Here is a 20,155-nt window from a genome sequence, read left to right as displayed (position 1 = left end):
GAGTGTGGGATGACGCTCGATTCTAGCCCGGCTGCGCTCGACCCGGAAAAGCGGGCGGATGCCGCGACAGCCGGCATCCGTCCGCTCTCGGGCGCGTCTGGATTCAGGCCGTCGCCGTCGCCGTCGCGGTCGCGCTGGCCGGGTCGGTCGCGAGTTCCGGCTCGACGGCGCGCCGCGCGGCGAGCCAGGCCGACACGAGCGTGACCGCCGACATGATCGCCAGGATCACGCCGGGATGCCACCACGCGTAGCCGGTCGCCTCGCCGAGGGTGAGTGTGAGGAACGGGACGAATCCGCTGATCGTCGCCGCCAGCGCGTACGCGAACGACAGGGCAGAGTAGCGGAACCGGTCGGGGAAGAGGTCGTTCATCAGCCCGCCGAGTGCCGCCCACGCCATCGTCGGAAGGATCCCGCCGATGAGCATCGTCGCGACCAGGATCGGGAACGTGGCGAACTGGAGGAGGAAATACATCGGGAACGTGATGAGCAGAGTGCCGACCGCACCCCACAGGACGACGCGTGCCGACCCGATGCGCGACGCCCACCCCCCGAACAGCGGGATGGTCACGAGCTGCAGGAGGCCGCCGATCGTGGTCGCGATGAGCAGGTCCTGGAAGCTGAAACCCAGCTGCTCCACCCCGTAGTTGACGGTGTAGGTGTTCATGAGCGAGTACGACCCGATGCCCAGCAGGGCAGCGCCGATCGCGATCGCCATCGCGCCGGGGCGCTTGGCGAACATCGTGATGAACGGGATGCGATCGCGGCGCCCCTCCGCCACGACGCCCTCGAACACGGGTGTCTCGGAGATCGACCAGCGCAGGTACAGCGACACCAGCAGCAGCGGGATGGCGAGGAGGAACGGGATGCGCCATCCCCACTCGGCGATCTGCTCGGCGGGGAGCACCGCGGTGAGGACGATGAACACGGCCGCCGAGAGGATCGATCCGACGGGGGAGCCGAGCTGGGGGATCGCGGCGTAGAACGCGCGCTTGACCGGGCCGGAGTTCTCGGTCGCGATGAGGATCGATCCGCCCCACTCGCCGCCCAGGGACAGGCCCTGCACGATGCGCAGCACGATCAGGAGGACGGCTCCGAGCCAGCCCGCCTGCGCGTAGGTCGGCAGGAGGCCGATCAACCCGGTCGCGACGCCCATGATGCCCACGGTCCACAGCAGGGTGGCCCTGCGGCCGACGCGGTCGCCCATGTAGCCGAAGATCACGGCACCGATGGGGCGCACCACGAAGGCGAGCGCGATCGTCAGGAACGCCGCGCTCGTGGCGCCGAACTGCCCGAGCGGGTCGAAGAACAGCGGCCCGACGAAGAACGCCGAGAAGTAGGCGAAGAGGTAGAAGTCGAAGGATTCGAGCGAGGTTCCCACCATCGAGGCCCACGCGACTCTGCGCGTCGGGGTGGATTCGGGAACCAGAGCGGATTCGGGTGCTGCTGCGGTCACGGATGTCAATCTTGGCACGAGTCCAGAAACCCCGTCGCCGTGCTCCGCATTCCCCCCTTGCACAGCCACGGTAGACTCGTCCCAGCAGCGTCGATCCGGCCATCACCGGGGAGCTCTCGGAAGAACAGGTGTCCGCTCACGCGGATTCCCCACTAGAACCGAGCGGGTCAGGCCCGTCACAGCCGCAGTGAGAGAGGGCAGCTCGGCCCCGTCGAAGGACCGAGACGTCAAAGCAGGGTGGTACCGCGGTACGTCTGGTCACCGTTCCAGGCATATCGTCCCCGCAGGAAGCACACGAGCGAGCACCTGCGAGAGAAGATGACCTACCCCCGCCCCTCCGCCTTCGGACCTGCGGCCGATGCCTCGGCACGCCCGGGGACCGGAGCGAGTCCCGTCGTCCCGAGCCCCCGCTTCCCCGACATCGAGCGCGAGATCCTCGCGTTCTGGAAGGCCGACCAGACCTTCCGCGCCTCGATCGAGCAGCGCGACGGCGCCGACGAGTGGGTCTTCTACGACGGTCCGCCGTTCGCCAACGGACTGCCCCACTACGGCCACCTCCTCACCGGCTACGCCAAGGACGTCTTCCCGCGCTTCCAGACCATGCGCGGCAAGAAGGTCGACCGCGTGTTCGGCTGGGACACGCACGGACTGCCCGCCGAACTGGAGGCGATGAAGCAGCTCGGCATCACCGAGAAGAGCGAGATCGAGGCCATGGGCATCGCCGCGTTCAATGCCAAGTCCCGCGAATCGGTGCTCGCCTACACGCGCGAGTGGGAGGACTACGTCACCCGGCAGGCGCGCTGGGTCGACTTCGAGCGGGGCTACAAGACGCTGGACCTCACCTACATGGAGTCCGTGCTGTGGGCGTTCAAGACGATCTACGACAAGGGTCTGGCCTATGAGGGCCACCGTGTCCTGCCGTACTGCTGGCGCGACGAGACACCGCTCTCGGCACACGAGCTGCGGATGGACGACGACGTCTACAAGATGCGTCAGGACCCGTCGGTGACGATCACGTTCCCGCTGACGGGCCTGAAGGCGGAGGCGCTCGGCCTCACCGGCGTGCGCGCGCTCGCCTGGACGACGACGCCGTGGACCCTGCCCACGAATCTCGCCCTCGCCGTCGGCCCCGGCATCCGCTACGTGGTCGTGCCCGGGGGACCCCACGGGGCGGCCGATGTGCACCGCGACGACGAGCCCGCCGAAGCGGAGTCGCACCGCTATCTCCTCGCCGAGGAGCTCCTCGCGGGGTACGCGAAGGACCTCGGCTACGACTCCGCGGAGGCCGCGCGCGAAGCCGTCGAGCAGACCGTCCTCGGGACGGAGCTCGAGGACGTCACGTACGACCGCCTGTTCGACTACTACGCGGATGCCTCGATCTGGGGCACGCAGCGTGCGTGGCGCATCCTCGTCGACGACTACGTCACCACCGGCGACGGCACCGGCATCGTGCACCAGGCCCCGGCCTTCGGTGAGGACGACCAGCGGGTGACAGAGGCCGCCGGCATCCCGCTCATCATGAGCCTCGATGACGGCGGACGCTTCCTGCCGCAGGTCACGGATGTCGCCGGGCAGCTCTGGATGGACGCCAACCGCCCGCTCATCCGGCTGCTCCGCCAGGAGGGGCGACTCCTCCGCGAGGCGAGCTACGAGCACTCGTACCCGCACTGCTGGCGGTGCCGCAACCCGCTCATCTACCGCGCGGTGTCGAGCTGGTTCATCCGCGTCACCGACATCAAGGACCGCATGCTCGCGAACAACGAGCAGATCACCTGGGTGCCCGAGAACGTCAAGCACGGGCAGTTCGGCAAGTGGCTCGAGGGGGCGCGCGACTGGTCCGTCAGCCGCAACCGCTACTGGGGCTCGCCGATCCCGGTGTGGAAGAGCGACGACCCGGAGCACCCGCGCGTCGACGTCTACGGCTCGCTGGAGGATCTGGAGCGGGACTTCGGCCGCCTGCCGCGCAACGCGGAGGGAGAGGTCGATCTGCACCGGCCGTACATCGACGACCTGACGCGCCCGAATCCCGACGACCCGACCGGCAAGAGCACGATGCGCCGCATCGAGGACGTCTTCGACGTCTGGTTCGACTCCGGCTCGATGCCATATGCCCAGGTGCACTATCCGTTCGAGAACCAGCAGTGGTTCGACGAGCATTCGCCCGCCGACTTCATCGTCGAGTACATCGGGCAGACGCGCGGCTGGTTCTACGTGATGCACGTGCTGTCGACCGCGCTGTTCGACCGGCCTGCGTTCACGGGCGTCTCGTGCCACGGCATCGTGCTCGGCAGCGACGGGCTCAAGATGTCGAAGTCGCTGCAGAACTATCCCGACGTCAGCGAGGTCTTCGACCGCGACGGTTCCGACGCGATGCGCTGGTTCCTCATGTCGAGCTCGGTGCTGCGCGGCGGCAACCTCATCGTCACCGAGGAGGGCATCCGCGCCGGCGTGCGCGAGTTCCTGCTGCCGCTGTGGAACGCCTGGTACTTCTTCGCGACCTACGCCAACGCGGCCGGCGGCGCGACCGGCGAGGGCTACCAGGCCTCGTGGCGCACCGACTCGACCGACGTGCTGGACCGCTACATCCTGGCGCTCGCGGGCGACCTCGTGCGCGATGTCGCCGCCGACCTCGAGGTGCTGGACTCGACGCTCGCCGCGGCGAAGCTCCGCGACTTCGCCGAAGCGCTGACGAACTGGTACATCCGCCGCTCGCGTGACCGTTTCTGGGTCGGCGTCTCCGACGACCCGAAGAGCCGAGAGGCGTTCGACACGCTGTACACGGTGCTCGAGACGCTGACCCGCGTCGCGGCGCCGCTGATCCCGCTCGTCGCCGAGAAGTTCTGGCAGGGCCTCACCGGGGGCCGCAGCGTGCACCTTCAGGACTGGCCGGACGCCGACGCGTTCCCCGCCGCGGACGACATCCGCACCGCGATGGACGCCGTGCGCGAGGCATCCAGCGTGGCGAACGCCCTCCGCAAGAAGGAGGGCCGTCGCGTACGCCTGCCGCTGCCGGCACTGACCGTGGCGGTGGCGGATGCCGCGTCGCTCGCCCAGTTCGACGGCATCCTGCGCGACGAGCTCAACGTGAAGTCGGTCGAGCTGATCGAGCTGGGTGACGACGTCTCGACACGCTATGGCATCAGCAAGCGCCTCAGCGTGAATGCGCGAGCCGCAGGCCCGCGCCTCGGCAAGCAGGTGCAGCATGTCATCGCCGGCGCCAAGGCGGGCGTCTGGGAGGAACGCGACGGCGGCGTGGTGGTCGACGGCATCGCCCTGGAGCCGGGGGAGTACGACCTCACCCTCGAGGCGGGCGGCGTCGCCGACGGCACCGCCATCGCGCTGCTCTCGGGCGACGGCTTCGTGCTGCTGGACACCACGACGACGCCCGAGCTCGAGGCCGAGGGCCTGGCCCGCGATGTCATCCGCGCCGTGCAGGATACCCGCAAGGCGGCCGGCTTCGACGTCAGCGATCGCATCGGGCTCGGCCTGCTATTCGACGACGCCGCGGACGCCGAGGCGGTCGCCGCCGCATTCGATGTCGCGAACGTGGCCGGCGAGACCCTCGCCGTCACGCATGCGGTGCGCTCCCGCGTCGTGGAGCTGATCGGCTCGGGCGACGGTCGCGCACCCGTGGAGTACGAGGCGGTGATCGACGCGGGAACCTATGCCAACCGCGGCGCCTTCACCGTCTCGGTCGGCCGGACGGGGGTCTCGGCATGAGCGATCGCGAGCGCCGGAGGGCCGACGCCGTCTACGAGGCGCTGCTGCAGCGGCAGGGAGAGCAGTGGGTGCAGCCGCGCGTCGAGCGCACCCGCCGCGTGCTCGAGCTGCTCGACGACCCGCAGAAGACCTACCGCGTCGTCCACGTCACCGGCACCAACGGCAAGACGTCGACCAGCCGCATGATCGAGAGCCTCGTGCGCGCCCATGGCCTGCGGACCGGGCTGTTCACCAGTCCGCATCTAGAGCGCTTCACGGAGCGCATCATGATCGACGGCGAGCCCATCGACGATGCCGCCGTGGCGGACGCGTGGGACGAGATCGCGCCGTTCGTCGACCTCGTGGACGCCGAGCTGGCGGCGAACGACGACGCGCGGCTCACGTTCTTCGAGCTGCTCACGGTGCTCGCGTTCGTCGCGTTCGCCGACGCGCCGATCGACGTGCTCGTGCTCGAGGTGGGCATGGGCGGCTCATGGGACTCGACCAACAGCGCCGACGGCGACGTGGCGGTCTTCGCGCCGATCGACCTCGATCACGCCGACCGCCTGGGCGACACCATCGCCGAGATCGCGACGGTGAAGGCCGGCATCATCAAGGACGGCGCGGCGGTCGTCTCGGCGCGGCAGGATGCCGCCGCCCAGGCCGTGCTCCGTTCGGCCGCCGCCGCGCGCGGCGCCTCGATCGCCTTCGAGGGCGCCGAGTTCGCGCTGGCCCAGCAGCGGCTGGCCGTCGGGGGGCAGCAGATCACCGTGCGTGGGCTCGCCGCTACCTACGAGGACGAGTACCTGCCGCTGTACGGGGCTCACCAGGGCTTCAACGCCGCTCTCGCCATCGCGGCGGTCGAGTCCCTCGTCGGAGGCGGCTCCCAGCCCATCGCGGCCGATGTGCTCGCGGACGGCCTCGGCGGCGCGACCTCGCCCGGGCGCCTGCAGCTTGTCGGCGCGAGCCCGACGGTGCTCGTCGACGCGGCGCACAACCCGCACGGCGCCCGTGCGCTCGTGACCGCGCTGCGGGAGGCCTTCGACTTCGACGAGTGGGGTGTCGTGCTCGGTGTGCTGTCCGACAAGGACGCGGCGGGCATCGTCGCGGAGATCGCTCCCGTCGCCGCGCACGTGTTCGCCACCGCGCCCGACTCGGACCGAGCCGAGGACGCCGACGCGATCGCCGACCTCGCTGAGGCGCACGACCTGCGCGTCTCGGTGCATCGCGATCTCGCGGAAGCCGCCGAGGCGGCGCGGGCGTGGGCAGCGGCATCCGATCGCCGCGCTGTCGTGATCGCCGGTTCCGTGGTGCTCGCCGGTGAGGCGCTGACCCTCGCTGCGGCGGAGGACTGGAAGGCCGGGTGGAGCGAATGAGCGCAGAACACGCACCCCGGACCCGGCGCCCGCGCGGGGCGGCCGAGTCGCTCGCGACGATCGTGCTGGGATTCGAGTCCATCATCGCCTTCCTGGCGGGACTCGTGATCTACGGACTCGGGGCCCTCCCTGCGCCGATCGCGCCGTGGTGGGGCGTGGTCGCCGGCACCGTGCTCGCGCTGCTGATGATCGCAACGACCCGGGTGGTGCGCTACCGCTGGGGCATCGTGCTCGGATGGGTGCTGCAGGGGATCATCGCACTCGGTGCGTTCCTGGTGCCGGCGCTGGCGATCGTCGCCCTCATTTTCGGCACCATGTACGGATATGCGACGATCAAGGGAGCTGCTCTGGACCGGCGCAACGCGCGGCTCGCGGCGAATCCCCCCTCATAACCCCGATCCGAAACGGAGACCCGCATGGCCACCGAAGAGACCCTCGTCCTCGTCAAGCCCGACGGCGTCGCACGCGGCCTCACCGGCGCGATCCTCGCCCGTATCGAGGCGAAGGGATACGCCCTCGTCGACATCCGTCTCGTGGAGCCCGATCGCGAGACCCTCGAGCGCCACTACGCCGAGCACGAGGGCAAGCCGTTCTACGAGCCGCTGGTCGAGTTCATGATGTCCGGCCCCTCGGTCGCGATCCGCCTGGCGGGGAACCGCGTCATCGAAGGCTTCCGGTCGCTGGCGGGCACGACCGATCCCACCACGGCCGCCCCCGGCACCATCCGCGGCGACTTCGGCCGCGACTGGGGCCTCAAGGTGCAGCAGAACCTCGTGCACGGCTCAGACAGCACCGAGTCCGCGGCGCGCGAACTCGAGATCTGGTTCGGCTGATCAGCTCGTCGGCTGGCCGCCCGGAGACTCCGGCGGTCAGCCGAACAGCGTCTGCCAGATGTTGACGACCGCGTTCATCTCGAGCTGCGCGAGCAGCAGGATGATCGCGTAGCTGACGATGGCGGCCAGAGGGACCCATGCCATGAGCCGGTCGGCGGCGGCGCGCACCCCCTCCGATGCGGGAACGAGTCCGGCCCGCAGGAGGTGCAGTGTCACCGCGTAGAACGTGGGAATGGTCACCGACCAGGTGACCATGCACCACGGGCACAGCGTGTGCAGGTTGGGGGCGTAGATGCTCTGGCCGATGAGCCAGATCACGAGTCCGAATGCGAAGGCGATCCCCAGCCAGAAGCACCACCAGAACCACCGCGCGAACCGGGCGCGCGCGAGGATCGCCGTGCCGACGACGATCGGCGCGACCCAACCGGTGATTCCGAGGATGGGGTTGGGGAAGCCGAAGATGCTTCCCTGCCACGAGTCGAGGTTCGCGGTGCACTGCACCAGGACGCTGAGGTCGCACGACGCGATCGCGTCGGGATTCGCGAGTGCGTGGAATTTCTCGACCGTGAGCGAGAAGGCCGCCCACCACCCGACGACACCGGCGATCACGAGCCAGATGGCGAGTCCCGTGGGACGGGTGTGGGTCTGCTGCTCGGGCATGACTCGGATTATGGCATCGCGATCTGCACGGATGCCGCACCGGGCGCCGTGGCAAATCCCCACGCCGCGGCGTGGGGAAGACGCTCGCGCGGTGCGAATGGGCATTCTGGCGGGGGAAGTGCGATAATGGGGGTCGATGACTCGCGGCCGCGCCGTGACGATCATCACCAGAAGACTTCAGGGCGACGAATGCCCTTGGCAGCGCGAGCATCCGCCTAGCGCCGGATATCCGCTGCAGACCGAGTGAGTTCGCGGCACCGCCCCGTCCGGTGGGCATGGGCGGCGCCGCACGAGATTTCGCCGGGCGACGCGCGGTGTCGCCCCGCTAGGAGTACGCCAGTGATGGCTGATGGAAACGATGCCGAATTCACCCCTCAGACCGAACCCGACGCGCCGCTGACACCAGCGGACGAAGCGGCGCCCGCCCCTGAGGCGGACACGGCGGTCGAGGCCCCGGAGACGGCCGAACCTGCCGACGCGGGGGAGTCCGCGTCGGTCGAGACCGTGACCGACGGCGCAGAGCCCGTCGACGACGCCGCGCCGGCGGATGCAGCCGACACGCCGTCGGAGAGCGCAGAGCCCGTCGCAGCGCCCGGCGAGCCCACGACCGACGTCGCGCCGGCCGCCGAGTCGGCGACCTCCGCAACGACCGAGGCAGAAGCCGGCGCCGCGCCGGAGATCGAGGCCCCGCGCGAACCCGACGCCGCGTCGGAGCCGGAGCGCCTGACCGCCGTGAGCCTCGGCCTGCTGCCCGAGGACTTCGTGTCGGCCGTGTCGACGCAGCTGCTGTTCTACGCGCCCGCGATCGCCCCGCTCCCGCCGCGCTCGGGGCGTCAGCCGGAGGAGGAGCCGGAACCGGCCGCCTCATCGAGCACCTCGCGCCGGCGCAGTCGTCGCCGCGGCGGCGAGGGCCGGGACGAGGCATCCGCCCCCGCCGAGCAGCCGCAGTCGCAGCCGCGCCAGCGTGCCGTCGAGCTCATCACCGAGCCGCAGCGCATCAAGGGATCGACGCGCCTGGAGGCCAAGAAGCAGCGCCGCCGCGATGGCCGCGAGGCCGGGCGCCGCCGCGCGGTCGTGACCGAGGCCGAGTTCCTCGCGCGACGCGAGTCGGTCGACCGCGTGATGATCGTGCGCTCGCGCAACGGCCGCGTGCAGATCGCCGTGCAGGAGGACAGCGTCCTCGTCGAGCACTACGTCGCCCGCAACCAGGACGCCTCCCTCATCGGCAACGTCTACCTGGGCCGCGTGCAGAACGTGCTGCCGAGCATGGAGGCGGCGTTCGTCGACATCGGTCGCGGCCGCAACGCCGTGCTCTACTCCGGCGAGGTCGACTGGGATGCCGTGGAGACGGGCAACCAGCCACGACGCATCGAGCTCGCGCTCAAGACCGGCGACCGCGTGCTGGTGCAGGTGACCAAGGACCCGGTGGGGCACAAGGGAGCCCGCCTGACGAGCCAGATCTCGCTCCCCGGCCGGTACCTCGTGTACGTGCCCGGCGGTGCGATGAACGGCATCTCCCGCAAGCTGCCGGACACGGAGCGCGCACGCCTCAAGAAGATCCTCAAGGAGGTGCTTCCCGAATCGTCCGGCGTGATCGTCCGCACCGCCGCCGAGGGGGCCACCGAGGACCAGCTCACCCGTGACGTGCAGCGCCTCACGAACCAGTGGGAGCACATCTCGAAGCAGATCGAGACGATCCAGGCGCCCGCTCTGCTGCACTCCGAGCCGGACCTGCTGGTCAAGATCGTCCGCGACGTCTTCAACGAGGACTTCTCGAAGATGCTCATCCAGGGCGAGGACGCGCACCACACCATCTCGAAGTACCTCGAATCGGTCGCGCCCGATCTCCTCGATCGGGTCGAGCGCTACGAGGGCGAGCAGGACCCGTTCGACGCGTTCCGTGTGACGGAGCAGATCGAGAAGGCCCTCGACCGCAAGGTCTGGCTGCCGTCGGGCGGATCGCTCGTCATCGACCGCACCGAGGCGATGACGGTCGTCGACGTCAACACCGGAAAGTTCGTCGGATCCGGCGGCAACCTGGAAGAGACGGTCACCAAGAACAACCTCGAGGCCGCCGAAGAGATCGTCCGGCAGCTGCGCCTGCGCGACATCGGCGGCATCATCGTGGTCGACTTCATCGACATGGTGCTCGAGTCCAACCGCGACCTCGTGCTGCGCCGCCTCGTCGAGTGCCTGAGCCGCGACCGGACGAAGCACCAGGTCGCCGAGGTCACATCGCTCGGTCTGGTGCAGATGACCCGCAAGAAGCTCGGCCTCGGCCTGCTGGAGACTTTCAGCGAGGCGTGCGAGGTCTGCGCAGGACGCGGCGTCATCGTCCACCACGACCCGGTCGTCAAGCACCGAGCACCCGCTGCGGGCGCACCGACCTCGGGCCGCCGACCGCGCGGCGGCACATCAGCGCCTGCGAGCGGCGGATCGAACGGCACCCACGTCATCACCGAGGGCGTGAAGTCGGCGCTCGCGCAGATCGCGGCATCCACGATCCATCACAACGACGAGGCCCCGCCGGCCGAGCCGGCACCGGTCATCGAGCAGGCGCCCGTCGAACGCCCCAAGAAGCAGCGCAAGAAGCGCCAGGACTCGGGGTCGAAGAAGGAGAGCCGGACCGAGAAGGACCTGCTGCTCGACTCGGTGCTGAACGCGCTCCCCGAGCCCAAGGCTCCCGGCCAGGGGCGCTCCCGCCGCCGCGTCACCACCGCGGCGCTGACGGGCACTCCGGTGCCTCACACGCCCTCCGAGGACTGAGATCCACGCGCTCCCCGCCCCGGCCTTGGCCGGGGCGGGGAGCGCATCCCTGTCGGGGAGCAGCCCGGCTCGCTAGGGTGGTGGCGGGGAACGGGGGCGCCATGGCGCGCTACGTGTTCGTGACGTGGGACGGCGGCGGCAACCGCGTGCCCACGATTGCGATCGCCCGTGCGCTCGTGCAGCGCGGACATGACGTGCGAGTGCTCGGACACGACTCGCAGGGCGGCGCCTACCGCGCCGCCGGACTCCGGTTCACGGAGTACGCGAGCGCTCCGGGCTTCGTGCTGGATCCGCGCCCGGCGGGGATGCTGCGGCTCTTCACCGACCGGGGCATCGCCGACGACACCGTCGCCCAGCTGGTGGCGGATCCCGTGGACGTCGTCGTCGTAGACTGCATGCTGCTGGCCGTCGTGGACGTCCTGGACCGCATGGAGCAGTGCTTCGTCGTCCTGGAGCACACCATGCACGAGTTCCTGGCGCCCGGCTTCCGGGTGCTCGGCGCCCTGACGTGGCCACGCGGCGTGCGGGTCGGCGGGCCGCGGGCGCGCGCGGCGCCGATCCTCGTGGCATCCGTCCCCGGGCTCGCGGTTCCCTTCCCGCGCCAACCGGAGCTGTCTGCTGCGCGCGGGACCGTCGTCTACGCCGGCGCGATGACGAACAGCGTCGACGCGGTGCCGGCGGAGCCGACCGTCGTGGTGAGCCTGAGCACGTTCGGCTTCGCCGACCTCGTCGCCACGTGGCAGCGGGTGCTCGACGCCGTCGCCGGGCTGGACGCTCGGGTCGTGGCGACGCTCGGGCCGTCCGTGACAGCCGGCGAGGTGGCCGTGCCCGACGGCGTCGAGGTGCACGAGTGGGTGCCGCACGACGAGCTTTTCGCACACGCGTCACTGGTGGTGAGCCATGGCGGCCACGGGACCACGCTCGCGGCGCTCGCACACGGGGTTCCCGTCCTCACCCTTCCGCTGGACGCGACCTCCGACCAGCCGCGTATGGGCCGCGCCGTCGCGCGGGCCGGCGTCGGCTCCACGATGTCGCGCCGGAGCGAGCCCGCGGCGATCCGTCGCGCGATCGAGCGGGGGCTCGACGACGAGCCCCTGCACGCCCGTGCGCGTCGCCTCGGCGAGGCCATCCGCGTGCTCGATGGCCCGTGTCGTGCGGCCGACGTGCTCGAGCTGTCGGCATCCGCTCCGCGTTGACGGTTCAGCGGCGATCGCGCGCCCGCACCCGCAGCCCCGACGCGATGAGCCGCCTGACCAGCTCGTGGCCGCTGACGTGCTGCGCACCCGCCGCGATCAGCCGCGCGTGCGCCTCTTCGGGCACGTCGTAGTGGTCGAGGTCGAAGCCGCGGCGCGGGATGCCGTTCGCCGCGGCGAAGGCATGGAGCTCGTCGAGGTCCGAGTCCGTCACCAGATGCGCCCACAGACGCCCGTGTGCCGGCCAGCGAGGATCGTCGATCAGGATGGCCACGTGCAGATCCTACGGGGACGCCGCGACACGGCGGGGGCGTGCTTTCGCGGACTGATCGCGCATCTGATAAAGTAGACCCTTGGTGCGTCGAGATATCCGCGCCAAGTCTTGGATGACGTCATGAGCGCGTGCGCTCCCAGAAGAAACAGGTGTGAAGTGGTTTACGCAGTTGTGCGCGCCGGAGGCCGGCAGGAGAAGGTCGAGGTCGGCACGATCGTCGTCCTCGATCGCCAGGCCGCCAAGGTCGGCGACAAGATCGAGCTCCCCGCGGTGCTCTTCGTCGACGGTGACTCCGTCACGACCGACGCGGACAAGCTCGCGAAGGTCACCGTGACCGCCGAGGTGCTCGGTGAGGAGCGCGGCCCGAAGATCGTGATCCAGAAGTTCAAGAACAAGACCGGTTACAAGAAGCGCCAGGGGCACCGTCAGGACCTCACGCGCGTCAAGGTCACCGGCATCAAGTAAGTCCAGGAAGAGACGCAGAGATGGCACACAAAAAGGGCGCAAGCTCCACCCGCAACGGTCGTGACTCCAACGCTCAGCGACTGGGCGTGAAGCGCTTCGGCGGCCAGCAGGTCCTCGCCGGCGAGATCATCGTCCGTCAGCGCGGCACCCACTTCCACCCCGGCGCCAACGTCGGCCGCGGTGGCGACGACACGCTGTTCGCCCTCGCCGCAGGCGCGGTCGAGTTCGGCCAGAAGGGCGGCCGCAAGGTCGTCAACATCGTGGCGGCCGCGGAGTAATCCAGCCAGTCGCACAGACTTCCGGAAGGGGCGGGCTTCGGCTCGCCCCTTCCCTTTATCGCTCTCCCGCACTGCCGGAGAGCAACCAGAGCTCAGGGGGACCGCATGGTCACGTTCGTCGACCGAGTGACGCTGCATCTGCGCGCCGGCAAGGGCGGCAACGGCTGCGTGTCGGTCAAGCGCGAGAAGTTCAAGCCGCTCGCAGGCCCTGACGGCGGCAACGGCGGCCACGGCGGTGACGTCGTGCTCGTCGCGGACCCCCAGGTCACGACGCTGCTGTCGTACCACCACTCACCGCACCGCTCCGCGGGCAACGGCGGCTTCGGAATGGGCGATCACCGCTCCGGCGCGGCCGGGGAGTCGCTCGAGCTGCTCGTCCCGGTCGGCACAGTGGTCAAGGACGAGTCGGGCGAGACCGTCGTCGACATGATCGAACCCGGCATGCGCTTCGTGGCGGCTCCCGGTGGCCTCGGCGGGCTCGGCAACGCCGCACTCGCCAACCCCAAGCGCAAGGCGCCGGGCTTCGCGCTCCTCGGCACGCCCGGCTGGGAGGGCGACGTCCTCCTGGAGCTCAAGACCGTCGCCGATGTCGCGCTCGTCGGCTACCCCTCCGCGGGCAAGTCCAGCCTCATCGCGGCTGTCTCCGCCGCTCGGCCCAAGATCGCGGAGTACCCCTTCACCACACTGCACCCCAATCTGGGCGTCGTGCAGGCGGGGGAGCAGCGGTACACCGTCGCCGACGTCCCCGGCCTGATCGAGGGCGCCAGCGAGGGCAAGGGACTCGGGCTCGAGTTCCTGCGCCACGTCGAGCGCTGCACCGCTCTCGTGCACGTCCTCGACTGCGCCACGCTCGAACCCGGTCGCGACCCGCTCAGCGACCTCGAGGTCATCCTGGCCGAGCTGGCGGCGTACCCGGTCCCCGAGGGGCAGACGCCGCTGCTGGAGCGCCCGCAGCTCATCGCACTCAACAAGATCGACGTCCCGGAGGCCAAGGATCTCGCCGACCTGGTGCGCCCCGATCTCGAGGCACGCGGATTCCGCGTCTTCGAGATCTCCACGGTGAGTCATGAAGGTCTGCGTCAGCTCACGTACGCCCTGGGCGACATCGTCGCGGCGCATCGTGCCGAGCTGGCGGCGGCGCCCGCGCCCGAGCGGATCGTGATCCGCCCGCGCGGCTCGGAGAAGGAGTTCTCGGTGCGTGTCGAGGGCGGCACGTACGGCAACATCTACCGGATCCTCGGCGACAAGCCGGTGAAGTGGGTGCAGCAGACGGACTTCCAGAACGAGGAGGCCGTCGGCTACCTGGCGGACCGGCTGCAGAAGCTGGGCGTCGAGGACCAGCTGTACCGCGCCGGCGCGACGCCGGGCGCCACCGTCGTCATCGGCGAGGGCGACGGCATCATCTTCGACTGGGAGCCCTCGATCTCGTCGAACGCCGAGCTCATGACGGCGCCGCGCGGCACCGACCCGCGCCTGCTGCGGGACACCCGCCGCACCACGTCCGAGCGCCGCGAGAAGTACCACGACATGATGGATGCGAAGGCCGAGGCCCGCGCCGAGCTCGAGGCCGAGCGGATCGCCGAGCGCTACCGAAACGAGGAGGACGCGGAGTGAGCGCGCGCGAGCGCCGCGATCTCGCGGCAGCCCGCCGGGTCGTCGTCAAGGTCGGCTCGTCTTCGATCAGCGGCGACAACGCCCACAAGATCAAGCCGCTCGTCGACGCACTCGCCGCCGCCCACGGTCGCGGTACCGAGGTCGTGCTCGTCTCGTCCGGCGCGATCGCGACGGGGATGCCGTACCTCCTGCTCGACGAGCGCCCGAGCGACCTCGCCACGCAGCAGGCGGCAGCGGCGGTCGGGCAGAACGTGCTCATCTACCGGTATCAGGAGGCGCTGCGGCCGTTCCGGATCGTGGCCGGCCAGGTGCTGCTGACGGCGGGCGACCTCGAGAACCCGACCCACCGGTCCAACGCCCGTCGGGCGATGGAGCGGCTCCTGGGCCTGCGCATCCTGCCGATCGTCAACGAGAACGACACCGTCGCCACGCACGAGATCCGATTCGGCGACAACGACCGGCTCGCCGCCCTCGTCGGACAGCTGATCGGCGCCGACGCGCTGCTGCTGCTGAGCGACATCGAGTGCCTCTACACCCGTCCGCCTGACGAGCCCGGCGCCCGGCCCATCCCGCACGTGATGTACGGCGACGATCTGCACGGCTTCGAGTTCGGCTCGGTCGTCGTCAACAGCGTCGGCACCGGGGGAGCGGCGACCAAGGTGTCGGCGGCGCGGCTGGCCGCGGCATCCGGGATCGGTGTGCTCGTCACCAGCGCAGACCTCGTCGGCGAGGCCCTGTCCGGCGACGAGATCGGCACGTGGTTCCAGCCCAACCCCGAGCCGACGGCGCCCGCCGCCACCGGTCCGGTGCGCACGGCGGTCGATAGAATGGGCGGATGACCACCACCGCCACCACGGCACGGGAACGGATGCTGCTCGCCAAGGATGCGGCGCGCAGCGTCGGCCTTCTCGGCGACGACGCCAAGCGCGATGCGCTGCTGGCGATCGCCGATGCGATCGAGGCCGCCGCCCGGGAGATCGTCGCCGCCAACGCCGACGACCTGCGGCGCGGAAGCGAGAGCGGTCTGACCACGGCACTGCAGGACCGGCTGCGTCTGGACGAACCCCGCGTGGCGGCCCTCGCCGCCGCGGTCCGTGAGATCGCCCAGCTGCCCGACCCCGTCGGCCGCGTCCTCGACGAGCGCACGCTCGCCAACGGGGTGTCGCTCACCAAGGTGTCGGTACCGTTCGGCGTCGTGGGCTCGATCTACGAGGCTCGCCCGAACGTCACGGTCGACATCGCCGCTCTGGCGCTGCGCTCCGGCAATGCGGTGGTGCTGCGCGGAGGCACGGCCGCCGAGCGCACGAACGCGGCCCTCGTGCGCGCGATGCGCGGGGCGCTGGCCGACCGCGGCCTCGACCCGGAGGCCATCCAGACCGTCGACGAGTTCGGACGTGAGGGCGCGCGCGAGCTGATGCACGCCCGCGGCATCGTCGACGTGCTCGTTCCCCGCGGCAGCGCGCAGCTGATCGAGACCGTGGTCACCGAGTCGTCCGTTCCCGTCATCGAGACCGGCGCAGGCGTGGTCCACATCGTCCTCGACGAGACCGCGCCGCTGGAGTGGGCCCGTGACATCGTGGTGAACGCCAAGACCCAGCGCCCGAGCGTCTGCAACGCCGTCGAGACGGTGCTCGTGCACCGCGGCGCCGCCGATCGCTTGGTCGGCCCCGTCGTCGCGGCGCTGCAGCAGAGCGGCGTCACGGTCCACGGCGACGAGACCGTGGGCAGACTCGCATCGGGCATCGTCCCCGCCACGGACGAGGACTGGGCGGCCGAGTACCTCAGTCTCGACCTTGCCATGCGGGTCGTCGACGACCTCGACGAGGCGCTCGCCCACATCCGCCACTACTCGACGCATCACACGGAGTCGATCGTGACGCAGGATGCCGCCAGCGAGGCGCGCTTCCTCGCAGAGGTCGACTCGGCGGTGGTCATGGCCAACACCTCGACACGCTTCACCGACGGCGGCGAGTTCGGATTCGGCGCCGAGGTGGGCATCTCGACCCAGAAGCTGCATGCGCGCGGCCCGATGGGACTCGCCGAGCTCACCAGCTCGAAGTGGCTCGCGCGGGGTGCCGGGCAGGTCCGCGCGTAACGGAATAGACTTGACCAGTCCCGCGTCCCCGCGGCGAACCCGAACGGAGCCCGAATGACACTCGCCACGATCATCGCCCTCGCTGCCGAGGAGACCGAGCACCACGGCAACGTCGCCCTCGAGACCGTCGGGTACGGCGTCATCGCGATCGTGGTCTTCGGCGCGCTGGCACTGGTGACGCTGTCGTACCGCAATGTGGCGAACCGCCACTCGCAGAAGGCCGAGGCCTACGCCAGGGCCCACGCGGACGACGTACAGCGAGCGGGGCACGGCCACTGAGGTCCCCTGCATGTCGGTGACGACAGCCCCCAGGGTCGGAGTGATGGGCGGCACTTTCGATCCGGTCCATCATGGGCACCTGGTGGCTGCCAGCGAGGTCGCACAGTGGTTCGACCTCGACGAGGTCGTCTTCGTGCCGACGGGGGAACCGTGGCAGAAGGCCGACGTCTCGCCGAGCGAGCACCGCTATCTGATGACCGTCATCGCCACGGCATCCAACCCCCGATTCACCGTCAGTCGCGTCGATATCGACCGCGACGGACCCACGTACACCATCGACACGCTCCGCGATCTGAAGGCCCAGCGCCCGGACGCGGAGCTGTTCTTCATCACGGGCGCGGACGCCATAGCGCAAATTCTCAGTTGGAGAGACCATGATGAGTTGTGGGACCTCGCCCACTTCGTGGCTGTATCCAGGCCCGGACACGTTCTGAACACCGACGGTCTGCCCAGCGACGACGTCAGCCAGCTCGAGATCCCCGCCCTCGCGATCTCGTCGACGGACTGCCGTGATCGAGTTCAGCGAGGACACCCCGTGTGGTACCTCGTGCCAGACGGGGTCGTCCAATACATTGCGAAGCATCATCTCTACCGGAGCAAGGAATGAGTACACCCGAGCACCCGGCAACGCCAGCCCTCACCCGCAAGCAGATCCGCGAACTGCGGAACACGGGATCCACTCCCGTCATCACTGCGACCCCGACGTCCGACGAGCCGGTCGACGACGCGGACACGCCCGCCGAGGCCGTTCCGGTCGCAGCGGCGCCGGTGGCACCGCCTCCCTCGCCCTTCAGTGAGGTTCCCGCCCCCGCAGCGCCCGTGACCGCGGCACCGTTCCCGCGGCCGGCCGAGCCGGCCGCTGTCGCGCCCGCCCCGGTGCCTGACTCCGCGGTCGACCTCGGAGTCTCCCCGCTCACGCGCCGCCAGGCGCGCCAGCAGGAGCGCATCCGCACCGCGTCGGTGCCCGTGATCACCCCCGAGGTCGTCGCGGCGCACGCCGCCGCATCGACGGGCGCGGCCCCCGCTTTCGCCTTCCCGGCGGCGCCCCCACCGGTCGCGCCGTTCCGCGAGCCGGAGAGCCCCCTGGTCACGGCACCGCCGGACGACTCGCAGGTGCCGACCGACAGCGGGATGCATGCGCTGTTCGGCCTGCCGCGGGAGTCCGCACCCGAGGAGGCCGCTCCCGTCCCGCGCTGGGACGAGCCGGCAGCAGCGGCGCCCATCGCCGTTCCCTCGTTCACCGCCGCACCGCAGACATCCGCGGCGCCCGAACCGGAAGCCGAGCAGTTCTCGGCCGTCTTCGGCGATGTCGCGAACACGGACGACGCGGTCGACGAAGAGGCGGCCGAGGAGCAGGTCGCCGTGCCGAAGGCGGTCAGCCCGCTGCTGGGCGCCAGCCTTCTCGATGAGGCGCCCGTCGCCGGCGAGCCGACCGCCGTCGAGTTCCCGCCGTCGTTCGACCAGCTGCTGTCGCGCACCACCGGGTCGATCGCGATCCCGAACACGCTGATCGTGTCGCAGGCGCCCGAAGTGGCGCCGCTGGTGGCTCCCGTCACCGCCACGGGCGAGGTCATCGTCACGGGCACGTTCAACCTTCCCGAGGGGCTCGGCTCGACGGGCCGTGCCAAGGGCACCGCCGACGGCAAGGAGATCGACGCCACCCTGGTGGACGGCGAGCTGCCCTCCCACTCGTCGCCGACGCCGATCGCGGCCAGCGCCGCCGTGAGCACGGTCAAGATGCCCGGCGATGTCATCAAGCCGCCCACACCCGAGAAGGGCGGCAAGCTGATGATGTCGCTCGCCATCACAGCGGGCGTCCTCGCCCTCGCATTGGTCGGCGTGCTGATCCTCGCCTTCGTGACAGGAGTCTTCTGATGGTCGCGAGTGTGCAGTCGCACGACATGCTCCAGATCGCCGCAGCAGCGGCGGACGCGAAGGGCGGCGAGGACCTGGTCGCCCTCGACGTGTCGGAGCCCCTCCCGCTGGTCGACATCTTCCTGCTCGTCACCGGTCGCAGCGAACGCAACGTCGCCGCCATCGCGGACGAGATCGAGGACAAGCTGCTCGAGGCTGGCCACAAGCGGCTGCGCCGCGAGGGCCGGCAGGAGTCGCGCTGGGTCCTGATCGACTTCGGCGACCTCGTGGTGCACGTCTTCCACGAGGAGGAGAGGGTCTACTACGGGCTCGAGCGCCTGTGGAAGGACTGCCCCCTCGTGCCCGTCGAACTTCCCGCGCCGGCGGCCGCCGAGGACTGATCCTGGTTCGGAGCACGGCTCGGAATGTTGTAAGCTAGACGAGTTGCCCCGCGAGAGCGGGAGCAGCGTCTGGGCCTGTGGCGCAGCTGGTAGCGCACCTGCATGGCATGCAGGGGGTCAGGGGTTCGAGTCCCCTCAGGTCCACCGAAAAAGGCCGCCCGATCAGGGCGGCCTTTCGGTTCTCCCGCCGACGCCCACGGTCCGGCGGGAACGGAGATCGCGGGTCATCCCTGCATCCGCGGGTCCTCTGTCGGGTCCGCGTACGGCGCGGGGCATCCGCTGCCGACGGCTTCCCGGCGCAGTTCGAAGTGCCATGATTCGTTGCCGTACGTCTGGCAGAGTCCGTACGCGTCGCCGTTCTCCGACATCCAGGCGACGGCGTCGAAGGAGCCGATGTCGACGGCTTCTCCCGCGACGTGCGCCGAGGTGGCAGCGGTGGCCACCCACCGGGCGGCCTCGGCCTCGGATCCGTACTGCGACACCGCCTGCTGGAGGAGCTCGTCCTGGTATTCGGGGGAGCGCCACCCGCTGTTGACATGGATCACGACGCCCTGCTGCCGGGCGTCTTCCGCCGCCCGCCGCAAGGCGTCGAGCAGATCCGGAGACAGCTGGGTGATGCCCGGGTAGGCGCCGTCGAACACCGTGACGCCGTCGGGAAGGATGCCGTCGTCCTCGGTGACGACACCGTCGGCCGCGACATCCGCGGGGCCCTGCGCCGGGACGCCCGAACCGGACTCCTGCGCGAGGGCGCTGCCCGGGGCGCGGTCGGCGCCGGCTGCAGACTGGTGGAGCGCCGCCCCGACAGAGACCGCGCACACGACGGCCAGTGCGGCGATCACTGCCCACAGGGCGACGGAGGGCTTCAGACGTGCGGAAGCAGTTCGAGACATGCTCCCACTCCACACGCGCGGGCGT

19 protein-coding genes and 1 tRNA gene are annotated in these 20,155 nt (G+C 70.3%); 16 read left to right on the top strand and 4 right to left on the bottom strand.

The window, feature by feature from the left end:
• Nucleotides 1-103 precede the first annotated feature (103 nt).
• On the bottom strand, nt 104-1,453 hold the full coding sequence (locus ACI3KX_RS02740) for an MFS transporter (protein WP_404907584.1): 1,350 nt from the start codon (nt 1,451-1,453) through the stop codon (nt 104-106).
• 318 nt (nt 1,454-1,771) lie between these two features.
• Here ACI3KX_RS02740 and ileS point away from each other — a divergent pair, with 318 nt between their 5' ends.
• From ileS to ndk, 4 genes are read left to right on the top strand one after another with little or no spacing between them, the layout of a single operon-like run.
• Nucleotides 1,772-5,173, top strand: a complete 3,402-nt coding sequence (gene ileS / locus ACI3KX_RS02735; protein WP_404907582.1) for an isoleucine--tRNA ligase — start codon at nt 1,772-1,774, stop codon at nt 5,171-5,173.
• Nucleotides 5,170-6,528 (top strand): folylpolyglutamate synthase/dihydrofolate synthase family protein, encoded by a 1,359-nt coding sequence (locus tag ACI3KX_RS02730; protein WP_363357289.1) that lies wholly within the window; start codon nt 5,170-5,172, stop codon nt 6,526-6,528. Before ileS ends, ACI3KX_RS02730 begins: the two co-directional genes overlap by 4 nt.
• Nucleotides 6,525-6,920: a DUF4233 domain-containing protein gene (locus ACI3KX_RS02725; RefSeq protein WP_349427408.1), complete on the top strand. Its 396-nt coding sequence runs from the start codon at nt 6,525-6,527 to the stop codon at nt 6,918-6,920. Before ACI3KX_RS02730 ends, ACI3KX_RS02725 begins: the two co-directional genes overlap by 4 nt.
• A gap of 24 nt (nt 6,921-6,944) precedes the next feature.
• Nucleotides 6,945-7,361 (top strand): nucleoside-diphosphate kinase, encoded by a 417-nt coding sequence (gene ndk / locus ACI3KX_RS02720; protein ID WP_308867112.1) that lies wholly within the window; start codon nt 6,945-6,947, stop codon nt 7,359-7,361.
• 36 nt (nt 7,362-7,397) lie between these two features.
• Here the strand turns inward: ndk and ACI3KX_RS02715 are convergent, their stop codons facing one another.
• Nucleotides 7,398-8,021, bottom strand: a complete 624-nt coding sequence (locus tag ACI3KX_RS02715; RefSeq protein ID WP_404907580.1) for a vitamin K epoxide reductase family protein — start codon at nt 8,019-8,021, stop codon at nt 7,398-7,400.
• 342 nt (nt 8,022-8,363) lie between these two features.
• On the opposite strand from ACI3KX_RS02715, the gene ACI3KX_RS02710 reads away from it, so the two are divergent.
• Entirely contained in the window at nt 8,364-10,787 is a 2,424-nt protein-coding gene (locus ACI3KX_RS02710) for an Rne/Rng family ribonuclease (RefSeq protein ID WP_404907578.1), read from the top strand.
• 101 nt (nt 10,788-10,888) lie between these two features.
• A complete protein-coding gene (locus ACI3KX_RS02705) occupies nt 10,889-11,983 on the top strand; it encodes a nucleotide disphospho-sugar-binding domain-containing protein (RefSeq protein ID WP_363357291.1) in 1,095 nt (364 codons plus the stop codon).
• 4 nt (nt 11,984-11,987) lie between these two features.
• On the opposite strand, the gene ACI3KX_RS02700 is transcribed toward ACI3KX_RS02705, so the two are convergent.
• The gene (locus ACI3KX_RS02700; RefSeq protein WP_349427412.1) at nt 11,988-12,254 is read right to left on the bottom strand and encodes a DUF4031 domain-containing protein; all 267 of its coding nucleotides are present in this window, start codon (nt 12,252-12,254) and stop codon (nt 11,988-11,990) included.
• 156 nt (nt 12,255-12,410) lie between these two features.
• On the opposite strand from ACI3KX_RS02700, the gene rplU reads away from it, so the two are divergent.
• The 10 genes from rplU (at nt 12,411) to ACI3KX_RS02650 (ending at nt 19,384) form a co-directional block, all read left to right on the top strand.
• Nucleotides 12,411-12,719: a 50S ribosomal protein L21 gene (gene rplU, locus ACI3KX_RS02695; protein WP_308867116.1), complete on the top strand. Its 309-nt coding sequence runs from the start codon at nt 12,411-12,413 to the stop codon at nt 12,717-12,719.
• 20 nt (nt 12,720-12,739) lie between these two features.
• Nucleotides 12,740-12,997 (top strand): 50S ribosomal protein L27, encoded by a 258-nt coding sequence (rpmA, locus tag ACI3KX_RS02690; RefSeq protein ID WP_168914038.1) that lies wholly within the window; start codon nt 12,740-12,742, stop codon nt 12,995-12,997.
• Nucleotides 12,998-13,102: 105 nt separating this feature from the next.
• Entirely contained in the window at nt 13,103-14,611 is a 1,509-nt protein-coding gene (gene obgE, locus ACI3KX_RS02685) for a GTPase ObgE (RefSeq protein ID WP_349427413.1), read from the top strand.
• Nucleotides 14,608-15,450 carry a glutamate 5-kinase gene (gene proB / locus ACI3KX_RS02680; RefSeq protein WP_404907574.1) on the top strand — a complete coding sequence of 281 codons (843 nt, stop codon included), beginning with the start codon at nt 14,608-14,610 and terminating at the stop codon, nt 15,448-15,450. Before obgE ends, proB begins: the two co-directional genes overlap by 4 nt.
• Nucleotides 15,447-16,706, top strand: coding sequence for a glutamate-5-semialdehyde dehydrogenase (locus ACI3KX_RS02675; RefSeq protein WP_404907572.1), 1,260 nt, complete (start codon nt 15,447-15,449; stop codon nt 16,704-16,706). The genes proB and ACI3KX_RS02675 overlap by 4 nt, the downstream gene beginning before the upstream one ends.
• Nucleotides 16,707-16,760: 54 nt before the next feature.
• Entirely contained in the window at nt 16,761-16,985 is a 225-nt protein-coding gene (locus ACI3KX_RS02670; RefSeq protein WP_349427416.1) for a hypothetical protein, read from the top strand.
• 10 nt (nt 16,986-16,995) lie between these two features.
• A complete protein-coding gene (gene nadD, locus ACI3KX_RS02665) occupies nt 16,996-17,592 on the top strand; it encodes a nicotinate-nucleotide adenylyltransferase (protein WP_331905657.1) in 597 nt (198 codons plus the stop codon).
• The gene (locus tag ACI3KX_RS02660) at nt 17,589-18,860 is read left to right on the top strand and encodes a hypothetical protein (RefSeq protein ID WP_404907570.1); all 1,272 of its coding nucleotides are present in this window, start codon (nt 17,589-17,591) and stop codon (nt 18,858-18,860) included. The genes nadD and ACI3KX_RS02660 overlap by 4 nt, the downstream gene beginning before the upstream one ends.
• Entirely contained in the window at nt 18,860-19,240 is a 381-nt protein-coding gene (gene rsfS, locus ACI3KX_RS02655) for a ribosome silencing factor (RefSeq protein WP_349427418.1), read from the top strand. The genes ACI3KX_RS02660 and rsfS overlap by 1 nt, the downstream gene beginning before the upstream one ends.
• A 71-nt stretch (nt 19,241-19,311) precedes the next feature.
• Nucleotides 19,312-19,384 (top strand) — tRNA-Ala (locus ACI3KX_RS02650).
• Nucleotides 19,385-19,464: 80 nt separating this feature from the next.
• On the opposite strand, the gene ACI3KX_RS02645 is transcribed toward ACI3KX_RS02650, so the two are convergent.
• A complete protein-coding gene (locus ACI3KX_RS02645) occupies nt 19,465-20,130 on the bottom strand; it encodes a M15 family metallopeptidase (protein ID WP_404907568.1) in 666 nt (221 codons plus the stop codon).
• Nucleotides 20,131-20,155 lie beyond the last annotated feature (25 nt).

Source organism: Microbacterium sp. ZW CA_36 (genome assembly GCF_044987475.1).
Taxonomy (GTDB): domain Bacteria; phylum Actinomycetota; class Actinomycetes; order Actinomycetales; family Microbacteriaceae; genus Microbacterium.
This window is presented reverse-complemented; position numbering and strand designations above follow the sequence as displayed.